This window comes from Halogranum rubrum (assembly GCF_900114455.1).
GTDB lineage: Archaea > Halobacteriota > Halobacteria > Halobacteriales > Haloferacaceae > Halogranum > Halogranum rubrum.
Genome location: NZ_FOTC01000002.1, coordinates 135,782 through 154,739 on the forward strand (window position 1 = coordinate 135,782; position 18,958 = coordinate 154,739).

Below are 18,958 nucleotides of genomic sequence, written 5' to 3' on the forward strand. Positions count from 1 at the left end.
TCGTCTCAGGCCGCCTCGTTGGTCGGCAGATGTGCAGCCAGCGCCGTGTAGCGTCTCGTAACCATCTCGACGAGTGAGTCGCCACCGAGGACGGCGAACCCGGCGAAGATGGTCGCGAAGCCGACGAGCGTGAGCGTCGAGATGGACTCGCCGAGGAGGACGGACCCGCCGAGTGTCGCGACGATGGGAACCACGTAGAAGACGAGGTTCCCACGAATCGCGCCCACGTCGTCGAGCAGGCCGAAGTAGGCGATGTAGGCCACAGCGCCGGCGAAGATGCCGACGTAGCCGAGTGCGACGAGTGCCATCGGCGTCCAAGTGACCGCTGCCAGCGACTCACCGGTTCCGAGACTGAGCGCGTGAGTCAGGACTGCACTGACCGGGAGTGCCCACGCCGTCCGGGCGGTGCTCGACAACGACGTGTCGGCCCACCGGACGAGGACGCTTCCGAGTGCACCACAGACCGCGCCGAGGAAGACGATAGCCTTCCCGACGGCCGCCCCACCGAGAAGCGTCGCCGGGTCGGGGTTGACGACGAATGCGACGCCGACGAGGGCGACGAGCATCCCGGCCGCCCCGCGCGCGGAGAGTCGTTCGTCCGAGAGGAGCAGTGCGGCGAACACCGGCGTCAGAATGGGGTTGAGACTGAAGAGAATCGACCCGACACCGCTCGACACCTCCTGCTGGCCGACGAACAGGAAGGAGTTGGCGAGACCGATGACGAACACACCCGTCGCCAGAATTCCGGCGACGTCGCGGGCCGTCCGCGGAACCAACTGGTCGCGAGACGTCGTCGCCACGGCGTACACGGCGAGGACGACGGCGGCGATGTCGAACCGGAAGGCGACGAACAAGAGCGGGGGGAAGTACTCGAGTCCCGCTTTCGCCGCCACGAACGTTCCGCCGAAGAGGACGCTCGCCAGTACGAACAGGACGAGTCGCCGACGCGTTCCGGTCACGGTGCTCCTCCACGGCAGGTGCCGTCGTCAACAGCGACGCCGATACCGGCGTCGACACCGACGCCAGCACTCGGACCGTCGTCGATGTGTTCGAGTGTGCTCATTACCAGTCGATACGCACTCGCCACGTATACATTGGTTCAGAAATCCATTCGCGGCAAGAAACTGTGCCGACGGTCGTCGATGATTCATTGTGTGAAACTTTTTCACGATGCGAAAGCCGTATACGGGAGTGTCGAGACTGCCCTGTATGGAGTCCGCACTGGCGGAGGTCGAGTTTCTCGCACTCTCGCCGAATCGGGTCGACACGCTGCGGTTACTCGCCGACGGACCGTACACCCGTCGGGAACTGGTCGAAGAGACGGGCGCATCACAGCCAACGCTGGGACGTATCCTCGGCGACTTCGAGGAACGGTCGTGGGTCGTCCGCGAGGGAAGTACGTATCGTGCGACAGCGACTGGACGACTCGTCGCGAACGGGTTCGGCCACCTGCTCGACATCCTCGACACCGAGGCCAAACTGCGCCCGGTGGTTCGGTGGCTTCCGACCGACACCATGTCGTTCGACCTCGACCACCTCACGGCCGCGACGGTGACGACACCGAGTCAGGTCCGCCCGAACGCGCCGGTCAAGCGAGCGCTCGACCTCTTGGAAGACGCCGAGGAAGTTCGTATCGTCTCGTACGCCTTCAACGAACAGAGCTTGGACGTCGTCGTCGACCGGACGCAGGCCGGCGAACAGCGGTTCGAGGGAGTGTTCTCTTCCGCCGCCATCGACGCGCTCGCCGACGACTCGCGACTCCGCCACCAACTCCGCGAACTACTCGACTCCGACCGAGCGTCGGTGCGCATCACGGACGAGGATATTCCACTTGCCGCGACGGTTGCCGATTCGGTCGTCCACCTCTTCTTGCGCGACGACCGGGGTATCCTCCAGGCGTCACTCGACGTCGACGAACCTGCCGTCAGTGCGTGGGCCGACGACCTGTTCGCTCGCTACTGGGAGACGGCGACACCGCTCGACAGCGACCAGTTGTAGGCCGATTGCGTGTTCGACCGTTCTCCGGCGACGCCGCTTGGTTGCGACCAGTCTCTCGGCGATACTTCGACAGGCTTCAAAATGTCCAAACAACTCCAACAAAAAAGGTTCTAACTCGTATGAATACCTTCGAGAGACTATGTAGGAACCGATGTAAAACGTGTCTATAGCAGTAGTAGCGCGTATATGTGGTGGATTGGTCTGTAGTCCATCTAAAGATGGAAAGAAGAGCTGAACTCGCATATGTTTCAGTCAAGCCAGAAAAATGCGCGAATAGTTGATAGATTCCAATAGATAAGCAGAAAAGCATTCGAGAATCGACTTTACTCCTCTCTAATTCTCCAATCGATAGTAAGATCATTAGAACATATTTTATTGGATAAATTCGCGGTGTTATTCACCAGGCGATTCGTGACGATTCGGGTTCCTCAGGGGAACCCGTTACAGTTGTAGGTGTGTAATCTCCGAGACACCAGTGAGCGACCTAATGTGACAAGTATAGAACTGTAACGTCTGTGGCTACGTATGGGCGTTCATCACTGCTAAACGACAACGAACCTCTCGCAGACAACTCACTACGATTGTGGTATTTCGTCACAGAAACGAGTTAGCTAGCCAACGCATAGCGCGGACAACACGTCGCTCGACGAGATGAGTAATTATCGGGTCGGATAGTGGTACACGAAACCGCTCACACGCGAGAGATGACCCACGTAATCGGGGGCTTTCGACCGGTAGTTGGAACGAGTTGCCGTCGCCGATATATTCCACTTCCCTCACCGACGAAAACCGCATGGTGAGGCGGCCTCGAACTGATTCTCACCGAGAATGACGGGTTGAGTAGTACGTCTACGTCGGCTGTGTCGTTTAGCTCTCCTAAATCGTGTGCTGTGACTGTCTCTGTACGACACTGGGCATTCAGTCGGCGTGGGATAGACGCTGTCTCTGCTCACACCCTCCTCGGTAGTTCTCGAGGGTTTAGCAGTGCTAAACACCGACTGACGATGTCTCGGCACGAAACTTTATACACTCTGTCGAGAGAATCCAGCCTGTATTCATGGAGTTAGACCTAACTGGAAACAGTGCTCTCGTGACGGCGTCGAGTAGCGGACTCGGTAAGGCGTCGGCGACGGCACTCGTACGCGAAGGAGCGAACGTCGTAATCAATGGGCGTGACGAAGACGCACTCGCGGCCGCCAAAGCAGAAATCGAAGAGGTAGCGGAGGGAACCGTCGTCGCGCAACCGGGCGACCTGACGGAGAAAGACGATATCGAAGCGCTCGTTCAGAGGGCTGTCGACGAGTTCGGTGGACTGGACCACCTCGTCACCTCCGCTGGTGGACCGCCGAGCGGTCCGTTCATGGAGACGACGGACGACGACTGGTACCAGGCGTTCGACCTCCTCGTGATGAGCGTCGTCCGACTCGTCCGTGAGGCCGCCGACCCCTTGGCGGCCGACGGCGGCGGGACAATCGTCAACATCACCTCTCGGAGCGTGAAGGAAGCAATCGACGGCCTCGTCCTCTCGAACTCGGTTCGCATGAGCGTCATCGGACTGGAGAAGACGCTGTCGCGCGAACTCGCGCCCGAGGTCCGAGTCAACGCGGTGTTGCCCGGTCCACACGAGACGTCTCGCATCGAGGAGTTGGTCGAACAGGGTGTCGAACACGGCCAGTACGAGTCCTACGAACAGGGACTCGAAGAGCGGAGTAGCAGCATCCCGGTGGGTCGACTCGGCGACCCGATGGAACTCGGCGACACCGTCGCGTACCTCTCCTCGGACCGCTCCGGCTACATCAACGGTATCTCCGTCCCCATCGACGGCGGAAACGGGAAGTCGAACCTGTAACATGACCAGACTCGCACGCACGACAGACGGTGCGGCACTACTCGGCGACGACAGCGGGTTCGTCCCCCTTCGGTCGGCGCTGCCGGCCTGCTCGACGACGGCCGACGCGCTGGCGCTCGCCGCGAGCGGTGACCTCCCCTCGGTCGACGAGACGCCCTCGACGCCGATAGTGGAAGACGACGTGCGGTTTTCGACCCCGCTCGACGCGTTCGGCAAACTCTGGGGTATCGGCCTCAACTACGCCGACCACGCCGCCGACCTGAACGAAGAACGACCGACGCAACCGGCGAGTTTCATGAAACCGTCGACGGCGGTGACCGGTCCGGTTGGACCCATCCGACTCCCACCGCGGGAGCTGACCGACCGCGTCACGGCCGAGGCCGAACTCGGCGTCGTCATCGGTCGTGAGTGTCGGAACGTGTCGGTCGACGACGCCGACGACGTCGTCGCCGGCTACGTCCCCATCATCGACATGACGGCCGAGGACATCCTCGAACAGAACCCGCGGTATCTGACCCGGTCGAAGAGTTTCGACTCGTTCATCGTCGTCGGCCCGTGGCTTCGGACGACCGACGAAGTCGACTCGCTGGACGACGTGACCGTCAAGACCGTCGTCAACGACGACGTCGTCGCCGAGAACACGGTGGCGAACATGATGACCCGGCCCAACGAACTCGTCTCCTTCCACTCGGAGGTCATGACGCTCCAACCCGGCGACGTTATCTCGACGGGAACACCGGGTGCGCACGTCATCGCGCCGGGCGACTCGGTGCGCGCAGAAGTCGACCACGTCGGCACCCTCTCGGCAGACGTCGTTCAGGGTCGCTAAACACGCGCGTCCCGGGTCAACAGTTGACTCGGGGACAATCGTTATATACTCGCAGTAGGTCGGTGAGGGTGCGCATGAAAATCGTAGAAGTCGAGAGCTTCGCGGTATCGATTCCGCTCGACGACCCTGTCGCGTTCGCGACGCGTGTCGTCGAAGAGCGAGACCACACAATCGTCTACGTCCGCACCGACGACGGTACCGAAGGACTCGGATACACGCTCGGATACGGCGGCGCAGACGTCATCGCCGCCGCCGTCGACTCTGTCTTAGCACCGATGGTGCTCGGCGAGGACCCGCGTGACACCGAACGCCTCTGGCGTGAGATGTTCGAGGGGACGGTCCAAATCGGCCGAAAGGGCGTGCTGCTCCGGGCAATCTCCTGTATCGACACCGCACTCTGGGACATCAAAGCCAAAGACGCCGACCAACCGCTCTACAAACTGCTCGGCGCGTACTCCGACGAAGTCGCCGCGTACGCCAGCGGTGGCTACTACCGCGAGGGCAAGGGACTGGAGGGACTCCGCGACGAGATGCAGCGCTACGTCGACCGCGGCCACGACACGATGAAGATCAAGGTCGGACGTCTCTCCGTCGAAGAAGAAGTCGAACGCGTCCGAGTCGCTCGCGAGACCATCGGTCCAGAGCGCACGCTCCTCTTGGACGCGAACGGGAAGTGGCGAAACAAACAGGAGGCCGTCCGGGCCTGCCGCCGGTTCGCCGAGTACGACCCCTACTTCATCGAGGAACCGGTCATCGCCGACAGCGTCGAACTGATGGGCGAGGTCAACGAGGCGCTCGACTACGCCGTCGCCTCCGGCGAGTTGGAGTTCTCGCGATACGGCTTCTCCGAACTGCTCCGAGAGGACGCCGTCGAGATTATCCAACCCGACGTGACCGTCGTCGGCGGCGTCACCGAGTGGATGCGCGTCGCCAACACGGCCGCCGTCAGCGACATCCCGGTCGCGCCGCACTACAACTGGGACCTGCACGCGCAGTTGCTCGCCGCCGTCGAGAACGGTCTCTGGGTCGAATACTTCCACCGCGACTCCGACGTGAAGGTGTTCGACGACATCATCGAGAACCCCCTCACCCCCGAGGAGGGTGTCATCGAACTGCCCGACCGACCGGGCCACGGCGTCACGCTCGACGACGAGATGCTCGACGAGTTCCGCATCGGCGAAGAGAAACGCGTCACACGGCTCGACTGAAGAATCAACCCTAGATGACGGCCGACACGACGAGTCCTGCGCCACCAGCTCGACGTGTCGTCCCGATGGGAGTCAGGGCACCCCATCAGGTGGGTCGCCGTCGACACCACCTGAACGCTTTTGTAGTGGTACCATGAACCGGAGTACCATGCAGGTGTTACTCACCGGTGCATACGGTCGCGTCGGAACCGCCATCATCGACCACCTCGCGGACCGAGACGAGTACGATTTCACGTATCTCAACCGGTCCGACCGCCCGAACCACGAGACGTTCGTCGCGGACGTCTCCGACTACGAGGCGATGCGTCCCGCCTTCGACGACAAGGACGCGGTCATCCACCTCGCGGGCTACCCCGAGACGGACGGGACGTGGGACGAAGTTCACGAGAACAACATCGTCGGGATGCAGAACGTGCTCAAAGCGACCCGTGAGGCGGGCGTCGAGACGTTCGTGTTCGGGTCGACGAACCACGTCGTCGGCATGCACGAAGTCGACAACGCGCCCGACATCTACTATCCGGACTTCGGACTGCGCGTCCCGCACGACGCGCCGCACCGACCCGACTCCTATTACGGCACCTCGAAGGCGTTCGGCGAGGACCTGGGCCGCTACTACGTCGAGAACTTCGACGCCCCGACGCAGTTCTACGCGCTCCGAATCTGCAGCGTCCGCCACGAGGAGTACGACCACCCCTACGGCGACGCCGAACACGGCGTCGACGACGGCGAGTGGGAACGCGGCAGCGACCAGTACGACGAGATGGTCGCACGCATGAAGGCGATGTGGCAGTCGCGCCGTGACCTCGCCCACCAAGTCGACTGCTGTCTGCAGGACGAAGACGTCGAGTTCGGCGTGTTCAACGGTGTCAGTGACAACGACCGTCGCTGGTTCGACATCGAGAACGCCCGCGAGGTCATCGGCTACGACCCGCAGGACAACGCCGAGGAGTGGGACGCGCCGCCGGAACGAAGCGGCGAGAGGTAGGGAGATGGCCGAAAAACTCCTCCTCGACGTCGACCCCGGTCTGGACGACTCCATCGCGCTGCTCATGGCGTTCGGCAGCGACGCCGTCGACGTCGTCGGCGTCACGTCGGTGATGGGCAACACCGAACTGGAACATACGACCGAGAACGCCCGGTCGCTCGTCGGGTTCGCGAGAGCGTCCGACGTCCCCGTCGCGGCGGGCGCGGCACGGCCGTTCTGCGACACGCTCGTCGACGCCGAGTACGTCCACGGCCCGAGCGGCATCCCGGACGTCGCACGGCAGCATCTCCCCGACCGAAAGGCCGAACTGAGCGACTCGGGTGCCGCGGAGTTCATCGTCGAACAGGCGCGCGAGCACGGTGATGACCTGACCATCGCCGCACTCGGCCCGCAGACGAATCTCGCACTCGCACTCGCCGTCGAACCGCGCGTCGCCGACTGGGTGGGCGACATCTACCAGATGGGCGGTGCCCTCACGGCGACAGGGAACATCACGCCCGCGGCGTCGTTCAACTTCTACGCCGACCCGGCGGCGGCGGCCCGCGTCGTCCAAGACGCCTCGCCGCGGATGGTCGGTCTCGACGTGACCGAACAGGCGTACGTCCCTCGGTCGGACTTCGACCGGTTCGACGAGGGGACGGCCGTCGGCGCGTTCGTCGGTGCCGCACTCGAATACAAGTCCAAAGACCCCGACAGCGGCTACGACATCGACGGCGCGTTCACGAGTGACGCCGTCGTCGTCGCCGACATCGTCGACGACGTCCTCGACTACGAGGACGCCTACGTCGACATCGACACCTCTGGTGGCCCGTCACACGGTGCGAGCGTCTACGACGAACACGGCGTCCTCGAACGAGAACCGAACTGTTCGGTCGCCGTCGACATCGACGTCGACCGGTGTCGGCAGGTCGTCTACGACTCGCTCGACGCCGCCGAGCGTCTCGCGGAGTAGGGGAGTCGGTCCGGTCGGACGACACCTTCGGGAAAACGCTTATCGTGGCCCTCCGAAAACTGACGGTCGAACCCGATGGCCCAGAAGCTACTGATAGACACAGATCCCGGTAACGACGACGCAATCGCACTGTACGTCGCACTCGCCGACCCGTCCGTCGACGTCGTCGGCGTGACGACGGTGATGGGCAACACGACGCTCGACAACGCGACGCGGAACGCACTGGCACTCCTCGAACACGTCGACAGAACCGACGTCCCGGTGATTCCGGGTGCGGCGCGACCCTTCTCGGACGAACTCGTGACCGCCGAAGAGGTCCACGGCCCCGGTGGCCTGCCGGAACACGTCCGCGAGGCACTCCCCGAACCGACGCAGGAACCTGTAGACGGTAACGCGGTCGAGTTCATCGTCGAGCAGGCGCGCGAACACCGCGACGACCTGACCATCGCCGCCCTCGGCCCACAGACAAACCTCGCGCTGGCACTCGCCGTCGAACCACGTATCGCGGAGTGGGTCGACGACATCTATCTCATGGGCGGCGCGCTGACGGTGACGGGAAACGTCACGCCGATGGCCTCGTTCAACTTCTACGTCGACGCGGCCGCCGCCTCGCGCGTCGTCCAGGAGGCGACCCCCAAACTCGTCGGTCTCGACGTCACCGAGCGTGTATACGTCTCGACCGCCGAAATCGAACGCCTTCAGGGCGAACCCGAACCGCTGTCGACCATCGGCGACATCCTCGCGTTCAGCATCGACGAGGTTCGCGACAAGTTCGGCAACGACGGTGGTCTCGCGAGCGACGCGGTGCTCGTCGCCGACATCGTCGCCGGCCTCCTCGACTACGAGGACGCCTACGTCGAAGTCGACACCACGGGCGGCCCGTCGAATGGCGCGACCATCTACGACGAACACGGTGTCTACGGTCACGAACCGAACTGCGAGGGTGCGCTCGGCATCCGTGAGGACGCCTCTTACGAGGACATCGTCGTCGGCCGACTGGAGGAACTCGCCTGAACCATGACGGAACCAGTGCTCGAATACTACGGTCTGTCGTCGTTCGGCATCGAGTGGCGAGGGATGCAGATACTCGTCGACCCGTGGTTCACCGAACCCTCCTGGGAGACACCCTCGCTCGACGCGTTCGACGACGTGGACTACATCCTCGTCACCCACGGTGCGTACGACCATCTCGGCGACACGTTTCCCATCGCTAAACGATCCGGCGCACACGTCTTTACCGAACCCGCCGTCGCCGACCATCTCCTCGACGAAGGGTTACCGGCGGAACAGGTGACGCGCGTCATCTGGGGTAACCCGTTCGACGTCGGCGGCGTCGTCTGTCGCGCACTGGAGACGCGGCACCTCTCGTACTTCGAGTCCGGCGACCGGCGTCTCTCGGGGATGCCGCTCGGCTTCCATCTGGACTTCGACGGCTTCGGCGTCTACTATCTGGGCGACACGTCCATCTTCAGTGACCTCGAACTGTTCGCCGACCTGTACGACCCAGACGTGGCACTCGTTCCGATTGGGGCCGCACCCGGCGCGCGTGCGCCGCTGCCGCCACGAGAGGCCGCCGTCGTCACCGGGTGGTTAGACGTCGAGACGGTCGTTCCCGTCCACTACGTCCCCGGCAGCGACGAAGTCGAGGCGTTCCGTTCGCACCTCGACGACGCCGACGGAACGACCGAACTCGCCCGACTGACGCCGTTCGACCGACGAGCACTCGGCGAGTAGTTCGAATTCGTGTCAGCGCTCTCTGCAGAATGATTATATAGCACACCTCACAACTGTGGGTCGATGTCTGCCCAGACTTCACAGAGCGAAGCAGAGCGTCGGGAGCAGTTCGAACAGCTTCCGATGCGAGTGGCGATGGGCTCGTACCAGCCGCTGACCGACGAACTACTCAGTCTCATGAAGCAACTCGGCGTCGACGACGTGCTGTTGACGCCACACCGTCACCCCGGATTCGACTCCGCGATGCCGATGGGTCGTGCGTGGACCGTCGACGAGATTCAGGAGGTACAGGCGAAGATAGAGTCGCACGGACTCCGACTGTTCGCCTTCGAGAAGATGCCGATTCCGCTCTACGAGATTCTCCTCGGCGACGGCGACAGAGAAGAGAAGACGGAGGCCATCAAGACCACGATTCGGAACATGGGAGAAGCGGGCGTCCCGGTGCTCGGATACAGTGGTCACCCGCCAGACGGTGCGGTCCGAACCTCGCGGACCGTCGAGATTCGCGGCGGTGCCGAAGCCTCCGCGTTCTCGATGGACGACATCGACAGCGAGACGCTGCTCTACGACCGCGAGTACAGCGAAGACGAGATTTGGACCGCCTACGAAGAGTACCTCGAAGCGGTCATCCCCGTCGCCGAAGAGGCCGGTGTGCAACTCGGTGTCCACCCGAGCGACCCACCCGTCGAGAGTCTCGGCGGCGTTCCCCTCCTCTTCCGTAACTTCGAGAACTTCAAGCGCGCGCTCGACCTCGTCCCGAGCGACAACCACGGCCTGAAGTTCTGTCTCGGCTGCTGGTCGGAGATGGGCGAGGACATCCCGGAGGTCCTCCGATACTTCGGCGGCGAGAACGTCATCTACGTCCACTTCCGCGACGTCATCGGGACGGTGCCGAGTTTCCACGAGACGTTCCTCGACGACGAGACGAGCAACTTCGACGAGTACGAGGTGATGAAGACGCTCCACGAGATTGGGTTCTCCGGTGCGATGACGCCCGACCACGTCCCCTCGATGCAGGGTGACACCGAGTGGGAGTTCGGGAGCATCACCGGCCGCACGTACACCGTCGGTTACCTCAAAGGGCTCCTCAAGGGCGTCCGCTCGGAAGCGAGTGACTGACACCGTCCGCGACCAGCGCTGACGACACTACGACCGACCCGGTTCATCGACCGTCCAGTGAGTACCCTCTCGCGTACCGCGTTTGGCCGTCCCCCGAATACTTATTATGGCCCTCTCGAATGGTTCAGGCGATGACGCTGAGCATCTACTACGCAGCACCCCTGTTCACACAGGCAGAGCTAGACTTCAACGAGCGTGTCGTCGAGATGCTGGAGGCGGAAGGCTACGACGTCTTCCTGCCCCAGCGCGACGGCCTCGAGAGCGACACCCTCTCCGAGGAGAAGGGTGCGGAGGAGGCGATGCAGGAGATCTTCGAACTCGACCGGAAGAACGTCCTCGACGCCGACCTCGTGACGGCGACGCTCGACGGCCGCGTCCCCTCCGAAGGCGTCTGCGTCGAGATGGCGTTCGCCTACGACCACGACATCCCCGTCGTCGCCTTCAAGACCGACCGCCGAACGTTCGGCTTCCGCGAGGAGTACAACGCGATGCTCTACGGCTTGTTCGAGGAGAAGGTCGAGACACCCGAGGCACTCGTCGAAGCAGTCGGGAAGTACGACAACTGAGCCACTGATTCGGCCCCATCTGTCCCGCTCGATTCGGAACGACCGGACGCGAATCTTTATGTGTGTGATATGCATTGTCGAGAGCGATGCAAGTCTACTTTGCAGCGCCGCTGTTCAATCAGGCGGAGCGTGAGTTCAACGCACGGGCCACCGAGGCACTCGAATCGGCCGGGTACGACGTCTTCCTGCCGCAGCGTGACGTCGGCGACATCGGCGAACTCGAAGTGATGGACCAAGAGGGTGTCTCCGACGAGGACGTGATGCAGGAGATATTCGAGATAGACCGGCAGGGCGTCCTCGACGCCGACATCGTGACGGCGACGCTCGACGGCCGCGTTCCCTCCGAAGGAACCGTCATCGAGGCGGCCATCGCCCACGAACACGGTATCCCGGTCGTCGGTCTCAAGACGGACCGTCGGGTGTTCGCGATGGACGAACCCTACAACGCGATGGTCTTCGGCGTCCTCGACGACATCGTCGACACGCCCGACGAACTCGTCGACGCCGTCGACGACCAAGCCGACCGACTCACAGCAGACTCCGAATAACTGGTCGAGTATGGTCGTCACAGTGAGCGTGCGTCTCTCTACCGGGTCGCTTCCGAGTCTCGCCGATGCCGTTTGACGTCGTGAGCGTCGGTAGTAGCTACGCACTGGCCGCCGCTGCCGTATGGGGGGTGTTCCTCTTCTACTTCAAGCGGAACCTCGGTGACTATCCACCGACCGTCGCACTCGTCCTGACCAGTGTGTTCGGCGTGGCGTGGTACCTGCCAGTCACGGGCTACGCGCTCTGGGGCGGTGCGTCGGTCGTTCCGTCCTCGTTCGGCGTGACACAGTTCGCGTTCGCGGCACTCACCGTCGTCCTGTTCGCGTTGGCGCTTCTCACCTTCTACGCCGCCATCGGTCGCGGAACCGTCTCGCTCGTGACGCCCATCAGCAAGATTCATCCGGTGTTCGTCGTGCCCATGGAGGTGCTCGTCCTCGGTGCGCACGTCGCGCCGTTGCAGGTGGTCGGTATCGTGTTGGCGACTGTCGCCGTCTACCTCGCGAACTACTCGGGCGACGGGCTGTTGCTTCCCCTCCGGAGACTCGTCTCGTCGCGTCCGGCGCAACTCGGTTTACTCAGTGCCGTGTTGATGGCGCTCGTCAACGTCTCGCAACGAGCGCTGTTGTACGATTTCGCGATGACGCCGCAGGTGTGGGTCGTCGTCAAGAACGGCGGTGTCGCACTCCTCCTCGCACCGTTGGCGGCGCGACGCTGGTCGGTCGACGTGCGAGGAAATCTTCCGACGCTCGCCGTGGCTGGTCTGTTCGTCGCGACCGGTGAACATCTCGTCGCACTCGCTTACGCGGGCATCCCGGCGAGTGTTGCGGCACCGCTCATCAGTCTGCAAGCTATCGTCGCTGTCGTGCTCGCCGGGGTCCTCCTCGACGAGGACGACTTCCTGATTCGGTTGGTCGCCGCCCTCGTCGCCATCCTCGGTATCGCGTTTGTCACGTTGCCGCAGTAGCATCTCTCTCACGCCGCTTTTCCGTCCGAGACCCGTCCCGAGGAACGCCGTCGTGGCGGTCACTTTCGAATCGGAGGCTGGGTAACGGGACGGACATGACGCCACAGTCATGTTTAGCCATGGTGAACAAGACTTTTGCAGACGTGTGTGTCACTGTCCACCAATGAAGCCAGCAAAGAACCCCGTCGGCGCGGTCGAGACGACCATCGAACTCATCGAGGCGCTCGAATCCCTCGACGGTGCCACGGTGACCGAACTGGCGGACGCTCTCGGCGTCACCAAGGGGACGGCCCACAACCATCTCGCGACGCTCCAACAACACCACTACGTCGTCAAACAGGGCAACACGTACACGCTGAGTCTCAAGTTTCTCGTCATCGGTGAGTACCTCCGAAACAGTAGCGTCCTGTACGAGAACGCGAAAGCCGAAGTCGAGCAGTTGGCCGCCGACACGGGCGAGTACGCTCACCTCTCGACGGAACAACACGGACTGAGTCAGAAACTCCACAAGGTCCGCGGCGAGTACGCCGTCGGCACCGAGTACCAGCGAGCGAAACTCCAGAAGCCCGACTGTCTCCACTACACGGCCACCGGCAAGGCGATTTTGGCGTACCTTCCGAGAAGTCGCGTCGAAGAGATCATCGACTACTACGGGCTACCGGAGCGAACGAAACAGACGATAACCGACCGCGACGAACTCTACGAGACGCTCGCCGAAATCCGCGAGCGAGGGTACGCACTCAACGACGAGGAAGAGGTCGAACGGATGCGCGCCGTCGGTGCGCCGATTCGAAACAAGGATGGGGCGGTCCTCGGTGCAGTGAGCGTCTCTGGTCCGGTGAGTCGGATGAAAGACGAGCAGTTCACCGACGTGATGCCAGAAAAGGTGACGGATGCGGCGACGGTCATCGAGATGAACATCAACATGGCAGAACGGCGCGGAAACTTGCCTCGATACGTCTAGTCACCGGAGACGCTGGCCTTCGTGGTCGAACAACCACACGTTCTCGGGAGCGACGCGCACACTGAGTGTCTCCGATTCGTCCGTAATCGTTCCCTGTTCGGTGATTGCGGTGAACTCCGTGTCGCCCGAGGCGAGATACACTGCGTCGTCTTTGCCGTGCGGTTCGATGACGGTCACGTCGAGTTCGAACTGGCCGTCGGCGACGTCGAGTTCGAGGTACTCGGGCCGGAAGCCGACGGTGACCGTTTCGCCGCCGGTGAGCGACGGGTCGTCCCCAGTGAGAGGGAGAGAGAACCACTCGTTCTCGACGACGAGACCACTGTCCGTCTCGACGACTGTCGCCTCGACCATGTTGGCAGAGGGCGACCCGATGAACTCGGCGACGAACTGGTTCGTCGGTTCGTTGTAGATCTCGTACGCCGACCCGACCTGCTGAATGTGGCCGCCGTCCATGATGACGATCTTGTCGCCGAGCGTCATCGCCTCCTCTTGGTCGTGCGTGACGAAGATCATCGCTGTGTCGAGTTCACGCTGCAGTTTCTTCACCTCGACGCGCATCTGGTCTCGAAGTTTCGCGTCGAGTGCGGAGAACGGTTCGTCGAGGAGGAACGCATCAGGCTCCATCACCATCGCACGACCGAGACTGACACGCTGTTGTTGACCACCGGAGAGCGCCTTCGGCTTTCGGTCGAGGAGTTCGGAGAGGCCGAGTAATCCGGCGGCGTGTTCGACGCGTTCTCGCTTCTCGTCGGCCGAGAGGTCGGTCTTCATATCGAGTCCGAACCGGATGTTCTTCCGGACGGTCATGTGGGGGTAGAGTGTGATGTTCTGGAAGACGTAGGCGAGGTTTCGGTCTCGCGGTTTCAGTCCCGTCACGTCCTCGCCGTCGATGGTGATAGAGCCGGAATCCGGCGTTTCGAGTCCGGCAATCATCCGGAGTGTCGTAGTCTTCCCACATCCGGAGGGACCGAGGAGGACGACGAAATCTGACTGGCCGATGTCGAGGTTGACGTCGTCGCATGCGAGCACTCTCCCCTTAGAGAACGTCTTCCGGATGTCACTGAGCTGTACGTAGTCGTCCGTCTCGTCGCCCCCCGCCGATGCGGCGTGGCGAGTCTGAACTGGCTGGTCTGGAGTCATCGGTTTCGCTAATCGAGAGTACTTCCACGTCGGTTGTTAACTGTTGTGGTGATGGTGGTTCTCAATCGTCACGACCGACTGAACTTTCACTAAGAGTTACCAAAATACTTGCCGGAGAGCACACGTTTATAAGCTGCGCTGGTTAGTTGTGTGCAACGAGTTAGCAAACTATGTCCGACAAGAGTCACTCTACTCAGACGCGTAGCACCCGCCGTTCGCTGCTGAAGGCGACGGCCGGAATTACTGTTGCTTCGGTTGCAGGTTGTACTGGCGCTCTGGGTGGTGGGGGGAGCACGAGCAACAACTCCAGTGGCGGCGGCGGCAGTTCCGCATCGTTCGAGTTCTGGGACATCCTCAACACGCAGTCCCGTGCGGCGAAGCAGATGGTCAAGACGTCGGTGAACGACTACAGCAGTAGTTCGGGAGCCAACGCGGAGGTCAACTACAGCGGCTACCAGCAACTCACCGGGTCGAACTGGTACTCGAACTTCGAGCGAGGAAACGGGCCCCACATCATCTCGGCGGACACCATCTTCACCGGGCGCTTCTCCGAGGAGGAGTGGCTCATGCCGTTCGAGGAGTGGAAGCATCTCCTCGACGACGACGTCGTCGAGAACATCCAGTGGCTCGTCGAACCGTTCAAGGAGGCGAACTCGTGGAAGGGGAAACTCGGGATGGAACAGGTCATCCACGCGCTCCCCGTGATGGCCGCACCGCAAGAACCGTTCCAAGTCCGTGTCGACCACCTCGAAGCGGCCGGACTCGACCCGAAGAAGGACTTCCCGCCGAAGGACTTCGAGGACTTACTCCGAGTCGCCACCGCCCTACAGGAAAACGGGCCGGGCGACATCGGCTTCCAACTCCACGGCGACCTGTTCGACTGGTACACGCTCCTCACGCCGATGGTGTACGCGAACGGCGGCGAGGGCGGTTACTTCGCCGACGACTTCACGAAGTGTCCGCTCGACTCGGACATCTGGATCGACGCGATGGAGAAGACCGTCTCGCTGTACCGCGAACACGAGGTGTCGGGGCCGCAGACGCCGAACATCTCGACCGAACAGACGCTCGCGCTGATGATCAACGGGCAAGTCAGCATGAGTATCTGTGAACCGATGGACATGCCGCAGTTCGCCGAGAAAGGACCGGACCTGTTCACCAGCGGTGACCTCCAGTGGGGGTCGTTCTGGGAAGGCTCCGGCGGACTCGGGTCGACGCTTCTCCCGTTCGGAATGGCGTTAGCGAGCAAACCAGACGGCGTCGACGAGGCGAAGTGGCAGAGACAACACGAGGCCGCCGCGGGTCTCCTGAACAAGTGGCTCTCGAAGGACTTCCAGAAGCAGGTCTTCAAGAACACTGGCTTCTACCCGGTCCGCGAAGACGTGTGGAGCGAAGTCGCAGGCACCATCGACGGCGCGGAGAAGAACCGCGCCCCGCAGGTCGTCAAGTCGATGATCGACCGAACGGAGCACTTCAACACGACGCACCCGCTCTACGGGTCGTTCAGCGGGTCGACCATCGGCCCGAAGGTGCAGTCGGCACTGAAAGGCGAGATGTCGCCCGCAGAGGCGTGTAAGCAGGCGGCTGCCGAGGGCGACAAGCAATTGTCGGAGTACTGGTCGAGCAGACAGTAATCGAGGAACTATGAGTAAGAGTCACACAGACCCATCGCGTACCAACAGTGCGCCCAACGGAGGACGATGAGCGTCATTGAGCGACCCGGTTTCAAGGCGCGGTACGACACGGTAAAGTCGAGTCTCAACGAGCACTGGTTCTCGTACCTGCTCTTGGCACCCACCGTGTTGTTCTTGCTCTTGCTCGTCTGGGTGCCATTCCTGAACGGGGTGTGGATGAGTCTCCACCAGTGGCCGTTCGGCAGCGGCGACCCGACGTTCGTCGGTCTCGGGAACTACGAGTACCTGCTCACGTGGGGACCGTTCTACACCTCGCTGAAGGCGACGTTCGTCTTCGCGTTGACGACCGTGCTCCAGTTAGGTGCGGCGCTGTTGGCCGCGCTCCTCGTGGTCAACATCGGGAAGTTCAAGAACGTCGTCAGCGCGTCGTTTCTCATCCCGTACACGATGCCACCGGTCGCGACGGGGACTATCTGGCTCTACCTGCTAGACCCCAGTCTCGGTCCAGTGTTCAAGTTCCTGACGCAGAACGGTATCCTTCAAGAACCCATCTACTGGGCGTCGGAGGGGAACCTCGCACTCGCCGTCGTCACGCTCGTGACGGCGTGGACGTTCTGGCCGTTCATGTTCATCATCATCCTCGCGACGCTGGAGTCGATTCCGACCGAGTACTACGAGAGTGCTCGGATGTACGGTGCCAGTCGGTGGGACACGTTTCGTCACATCACGCTTCCGCATCTCCGGAGTGCCATCCTCGTCGCCGTCAGTATCCGTCTCGCGTGGAACATGACGAAGGTCTCACAGACCATCCAGATGACGGGTGGCGGTCCGGGGTACGACACCTCCCTACTCGCGGTGTTCCTCTACCGGTTCGCCTACGAACAGGGACAGATGGGGATGGCGTTCGCTGTGGGTGTCATCTTGCTCATCATCATGCTGGTGTTCATCGCGCTGTTCATCCGTGAGTTCGAGTTAGAGGAGGCCCACGCATGAGCGTCAGAGACCGCGTCGGCTTCGAGTCCGACGGCTTCTACAAGTTCGTCACGGGCGTGCTCACGCTCTTTCTCGTGTCGATTTCGGTGTTCCCAATCCTGTACACGTTCCTGATGACGTTCAGGCCCGCCAACGAGTTCTACTCGAACGACGTCCAACTGTTTCCGACGAATCCGACGCTGGACAACTGGACGTTCGCCTTTGCCGAGTTGGGCGACGCACTCGTCAACAGTTTCCTCATCGCGACGGGGACGACGCTGCTGTCGCTACTCATCATCGTACCGGGTGCGTACGTCTTCGGACGGAAGCAGTTCCCGGGGAAGAAGTACTTCTTCTACATCATCATCGTCGCGCTGATGTTCCCGTACATCCTGCTCATCGTCCCCATCTCGGACTTCTGGTTCACCCTCGGCCTGTACGACACCATCCCCGGCCTGTGGATTTCGTACCAGTTGTTCGTCGCGCCGTTCGCCATCTGGATTCTTCGCGACTACTTCGCGAAGCTTCCCCGGAACATCGAGGAGTCCGCCCAGATTTACGGCTGTACGCAGTTTACGGCCTTCATCCGGGTCATCCTCCCGATGGCCGGGCCCGCAATCGTCGCCATCGCGTTCCTGTCGTTCCTGACCGCGTGGAACGACTTCCTGATGTCGAGCATCCTGACGACGGGGACGGGGCCGCGACCCGCCGTCGTCGAGTTGTTCATCACCGTCGCCGGCGGCGACACCAGCGACTGGGGACTCATCACCGCCGAGACGCTCATCATCGGGATTCCGCCGACGGTACTGTACCTCTGGGCGAGGCAGTATCTCTCGGAGTCCTTCGAGATGAGCTGAGACTCCCTTCGATTTCACAGACAACTATACAACTACTTCCATCAAAATGTCACAGAATACACTCACCGAAGACGACGAAGCGCTCGTCGAAGAAGCGAGACGTGTCGTTACAGAGAATTATGTCCACAGTCGCCACTACGTCGGTTCCGCTGTCAGAACGAAATCGGGCGACGTCTACAGCGCCGTCCACATCGAAGCCAACGTCGGTCGCGCCTCCGTCTGCGCCGAACCGATTGCACTCGGGACGGCCGTCTCCGACGGCGCACACGACATCGACGTGATTGCGTCCGTCCGACACCCTGGTCCCGACGAAGGCGACGAGATACCCGTCGTCTCCCCGTGCGGCGTCTGCCGGGAACTCATCTCGGACCTCGACGAGGACATCACCGTCATCTACGACCACGACGGTGAGGTGAAAAAGACGCGTGCTGTAGACCTGCTCCCCGGTAAATACGTCAAGAGCTACCGGAAGACCCACTTGGAGTAACGCGTTCCGTCGCGTCGCTGTTCGTCTCTCCTTTCACAGTTCTCTCACCCCACTCGTTTCGAGCATCGGCTCGAACTCGTCGGCTGAGGGGCATCTTTGACAGAGGTAATCAGATATTTTTGCGTCTGGTTGTCGTCTTTCTCGGCTCGCACAG

The 18,958-nt window shown here is 62.0% G+C and carries 19 protein-coding genes; 17 read left to right on the forward strand and 2 right to left on the reverse strand.

The features are described 5' to 3' along the window. Positions 1-5: 5 nt before the first annotated feature. Positions 6-959 carry a DMT family transporter gene (locus BM083_RS08905; RefSeq protein ID WP_089868672.1) on the reverse strand — a complete coding sequence of 318 codons (954 nt, stop codon included), beginning with the start codon at positions 957-959 and terminating at the stop codon, positions 6-8. A gap of 250 nt (positions 960-1,209) precedes the next feature. On the opposite strand from BM083_RS08905, the gene BM083_RS08910 reads away from it, so the two are divergent. The 13 genes from BM083_RS08910 (at position 1,210) to BM083_RS08970 (ending at position 13,714) form a co-directional block, all read left to right on the forward strand. Further along, a complete protein-coding gene (locus tag BM083_RS08910) occupies positions 1,210-1,998 on the forward strand; it encodes a helix-turn-helix transcriptional regulator (RefSeq protein WP_089868675.1) in 789 nt (262 codons plus the stop codon). Between the two features lie 1,057 nt (positions 1,999-3,055). Beyond that, positions 3,056-3,847 (forward strand): SDR family oxidoreductase, encoded by a 792-nt coding sequence (locus tag BM083_RS08915; RefSeq protein ID WP_089868677.1) that lies wholly within the window; start codon positions 3,056-3,058, stop codon positions 3,845-3,847. Between the two features lies 1 nt (position 3,848). Beyond that, complete coding sequence (locus BM083_RS08920; protein ID WP_089868679.1) at positions 3,849-4,676, forward strand: fumarylacetoacetate hydrolase family protein; 828 nt, start codon at positions 3,849-3,851, stop codon at positions 4,674-4,676. A 74-nt stretch (positions 4,677-4,750) separates the two neighbouring features. Further along, positions 4,751-5,884 carry a mandelate racemase/muconate lactonizing enzyme family protein gene (locus BM083_RS08925; RefSeq protein ID WP_089868682.1) on the forward strand — a complete coding sequence of 378 codons (1,134 nt, stop codon included), beginning with the start codon at positions 4,751-4,753 and terminating at the stop codon, positions 5,882-5,884. A gap of 148 nt (positions 5,885-6,032) precedes the next feature. Further along, positions 6,033-6,869 (forward strand): NAD-dependent epimerase/dehydratase family protein, encoded by an 837-nt coding sequence (locus tag BM083_RS08930; protein ID WP_089868684.1) that lies wholly within the window; start codon positions 6,033-6,035, stop codon positions 6,867-6,869. 4 nt (positions 6,870-6,873) lie between these two features. Next, a complete protein-coding gene (locus BM083_RS08935) occupies positions 6,874-7,821 on the forward strand; it encodes a nucleoside hydrolase (protein ID WP_089868686.1) in 948 nt (315 codons plus the stop codon). Positions 7,822-7,896: 75 nt separating this feature from the next. Next, positions 7,897-8,835 carry a nucleoside hydrolase gene (locus BM083_RS08940; RefSeq protein WP_089868688.1) on the forward strand — a complete coding sequence of 313 codons (939 nt, stop codon included), beginning with the start codon at positions 7,897-7,899 and terminating at the stop codon, positions 8,833-8,835. A gap of 3 nt (positions 8,836-8,838) precedes the next feature. Next, a complete protein-coding gene (locus BM083_RS08945) occupies positions 8,839-9,555 on the forward strand; it encodes an MBL fold metallo-hydrolase (RefSeq protein ID WP_089868690.1) in 717 nt (238 codons plus the stop codon). 63 nt (positions 9,556-9,618) lie between these two features. Next, a complete protein-coding gene (locus tag BM083_RS08950; RefSeq protein WP_009366529.1) occupies positions 9,619-10,674 on the forward strand; it encodes a mannonate dehydratase in 1,056 nt (351 codons plus the stop codon). A 131-nt stretch (positions 10,675-10,805) separates the two neighbouring features. After that, a complete protein-coding gene (locus BM083_RS08955; RefSeq protein WP_089868692.1) occupies positions 10,806-11,240 on the forward strand; it encodes a nucleoside 2-deoxyribosyltransferase in 435 nt (144 codons plus the stop codon). Between the two features lie 86 nt (positions 11,241-11,326). After that, positions 11,327-11,788: a nucleoside 2-deoxyribosyltransferase gene (locus BM083_RS08960; protein WP_009366527.1), complete on the forward strand. Its 462-nt coding sequence runs from the start codon at positions 11,327-11,329 to the stop codon at positions 11,786-11,788. 65 nt (positions 11,789-11,853) lie between these two features. Next, on the forward strand, positions 11,854-12,750 hold the full coding sequence (locus BM083_RS08965) for a DMT family transporter (RefSeq protein WP_089868694.1): 897 nt from the start codon (positions 11,854-11,856) through the stop codon (positions 12,748-12,750). Between the two features lie 163 nt (positions 12,751-12,913). Then, positions 12,914-13,714 (forward strand): IclR family transcriptional regulator, encoded by an 801-nt coding sequence (locus BM083_RS08970; protein WP_089868696.1) that lies wholly within the window; start codon positions 12,914-12,916, stop codon positions 13,712-13,714. Here BM083_RS08970 and BM083_RS08975 read toward each other — a convergent pair whose 3' ends face one another. After that, entirely contained in the window at positions 13,715-14,854 is a 1,140-nt protein-coding gene (locus BM083_RS08975; RefSeq protein ID WP_089868698.1) for an ABC transporter ATP-binding protein, read from the reverse strand. It abuts the gene before it with no gap. A 170-nt stretch (positions 14,855-15,024) separates the two neighbouring features. Between BM083_RS08975 and BM083_RS08980 the strand changes: the two genes are divergently transcribed. The 4 genes from BM083_RS08980 to BM083_RS08995 all read left to right on the forward strand — a co-directional run bounded on the left by BM083_RS08980 (position 15,025) and on the right by BM083_RS08995 (position 18,804). Continuing rightward, positions 15,025-16,488 (forward strand): extracellular solute-binding protein, encoded by a 1,464-nt coding sequence (locus tag BM083_RS08980; protein WP_089868700.1) that lies wholly within the window; start codon positions 15,025-15,027, stop codon positions 16,486-16,488. Positions 16,489-16,554: 66 nt separating this feature from the next. Continuing rightward, entirely contained in the window at positions 16,555-17,481 is a 927-nt protein-coding gene (locus BM083_RS08985) for a carbohydrate ABC transporter permease (RefSeq protein ID WP_009366522.1), read from the forward strand. Further along, on the forward strand, positions 17,478-18,317 hold the full coding sequence (locus tag BM083_RS08990) for a carbohydrate ABC transporter permease (RefSeq protein ID WP_089868702.1): 840 nt from the start codon (positions 17,478-17,480) through the stop codon (positions 18,315-18,317). The genes BM083_RS08985 and BM083_RS08990 overlap by 4 nt, the downstream gene beginning before the upstream one ends. 46 nt (positions 18,318-18,363) lie before the next feature. Next, positions 18,364-18,804, forward strand: a complete 441-nt coding sequence (locus BM083_RS08995; RefSeq protein ID WP_089868704.1) for a cytidine deaminase — start codon at positions 18,364-18,366, stop codon at positions 18,802-18,804. The last annotated feature ends 154 nt before the right edge of the window (positions 18,805-18,958 follow it).

Bases quoted from the DNA above. Each gene is read 5' to 3' on its own strand.
- BM083_RS08910 (WP_089868675.1), top strand. From the start codon at position 1,210: ATGGAGTCCGCACTGGCGGAGGTCGAGTTTCTCGCACTCTCGCCGAAT.
- BM083_RS08915 (WP_089868677.1), top strand. From the start codon at position 3,056: ATGGAGTTAGACCTAACTGGAAACAGTGCTCTCGTGACGGCGTCGAGT.
- BM083_RS08920 (WP_089868679.1), top strand. From the start codon at position 3,849: ATGACCAGACTCGCACGCACGACAGACGGTGCGGCACTACTCGGCGAC.
- BM083_RS08925 (WP_089868682.1), top strand. From the start codon at position 4,751: ATGAAAATCGTAGAAGTCGAGAGCTTCGCGGTATCGATTCCGCTCGAC.
- BM083_RS08930 (WP_089868684.1), top strand. From the start codon at position 6,033: ATGCAGGTGTTACTCACCGGTGCATACGGTCGCGTCGGAACCGCCATC.
- BM083_RS08935 (WP_089868686.1), top strand. From the start codon at position 6,874: ATGGCCGAAAAACTCCTCCTCGACGTCGACCCCGGTCTGGACGACTCC.
- BM083_RS08940 (WP_089868688.1), top strand. From the start codon at position 7,897: ATGGCCCAGAAGCTACTGATAGACACAGATCCCGGTAACGACGACGCA.
- BM083_RS08945 (WP_089868690.1), top strand. From the start codon at position 8,839: ATGACGGAACCAGTGCTCGAATACTACGGTCTGTCGTCGTTCGGCATC.
- BM083_RS08950 (WP_009366529.1), top strand. From the start codon at position 9,619: ATGTCTGCCCAGACTTCACAGAGCGAAGCAGAGCGTCGGGAGCAGTTC.
- BM083_RS08955 (WP_089868692.1), top strand. From the start codon at position 10,806: ATGACGCTGAGCATCTACTACGCAGCACCCCTGTTCACACAGGCAGAG.
- BM083_RS08960 (WP_009366527.1), top strand. From the start codon at position 11,327: ATGCAAGTCTACTTTGCAGCGCCGCTGTTCAATCAGGCGGAGCGTGAG.
- BM083_RS08965 (WP_089868694.1), top strand. From the start codon at position 11,854: ATGCCGTTTGACGTCGTGAGCGTCGGTAGTAGCTACGCACTGGCCGCC.
- BM083_RS08970 (WP_089868696.1), top strand. From the start codon at position 12,914: ATGAAGCCAGCAAAGAACCCCGTCGGCGCGGTCGAGACGACCATCGAA.
- BM083_RS08975 (WP_089868698.1), bottom strand. From the start codon at position 14,854: ATGACTCCAGACCAGCCAGTTCAGACTCGCCACGCCGCATCGGCGGGG.
- BM083_RS08980 (WP_089868700.1), top strand. From the start codon at position 15,025: ATGTCCGACAAGAGTCACTCTACTCAGACGCGTAGCACCCGCCGTTCG.
- BM083_RS08985 (WP_009366522.1), top strand. From the start codon at position 16,555: ATGAGCGTCATTGAGCGACCCGGTTTCAAGGCGCGGTACGACACGGTA.
- BM083_RS08990 (WP_089868702.1), top strand. From the start codon at position 17,478: ATGAGCGTCAGAGACCGCGTCGGCTTCGAGTCCGACGGCTTCTACAAG.
- BM083_RS08995 (WP_089868704.1), top strand. From the start codon at position 18,364: ATGTCACAGAATACACTCACCGAAGACGACGAAGCGCTCGTCGAAGAA.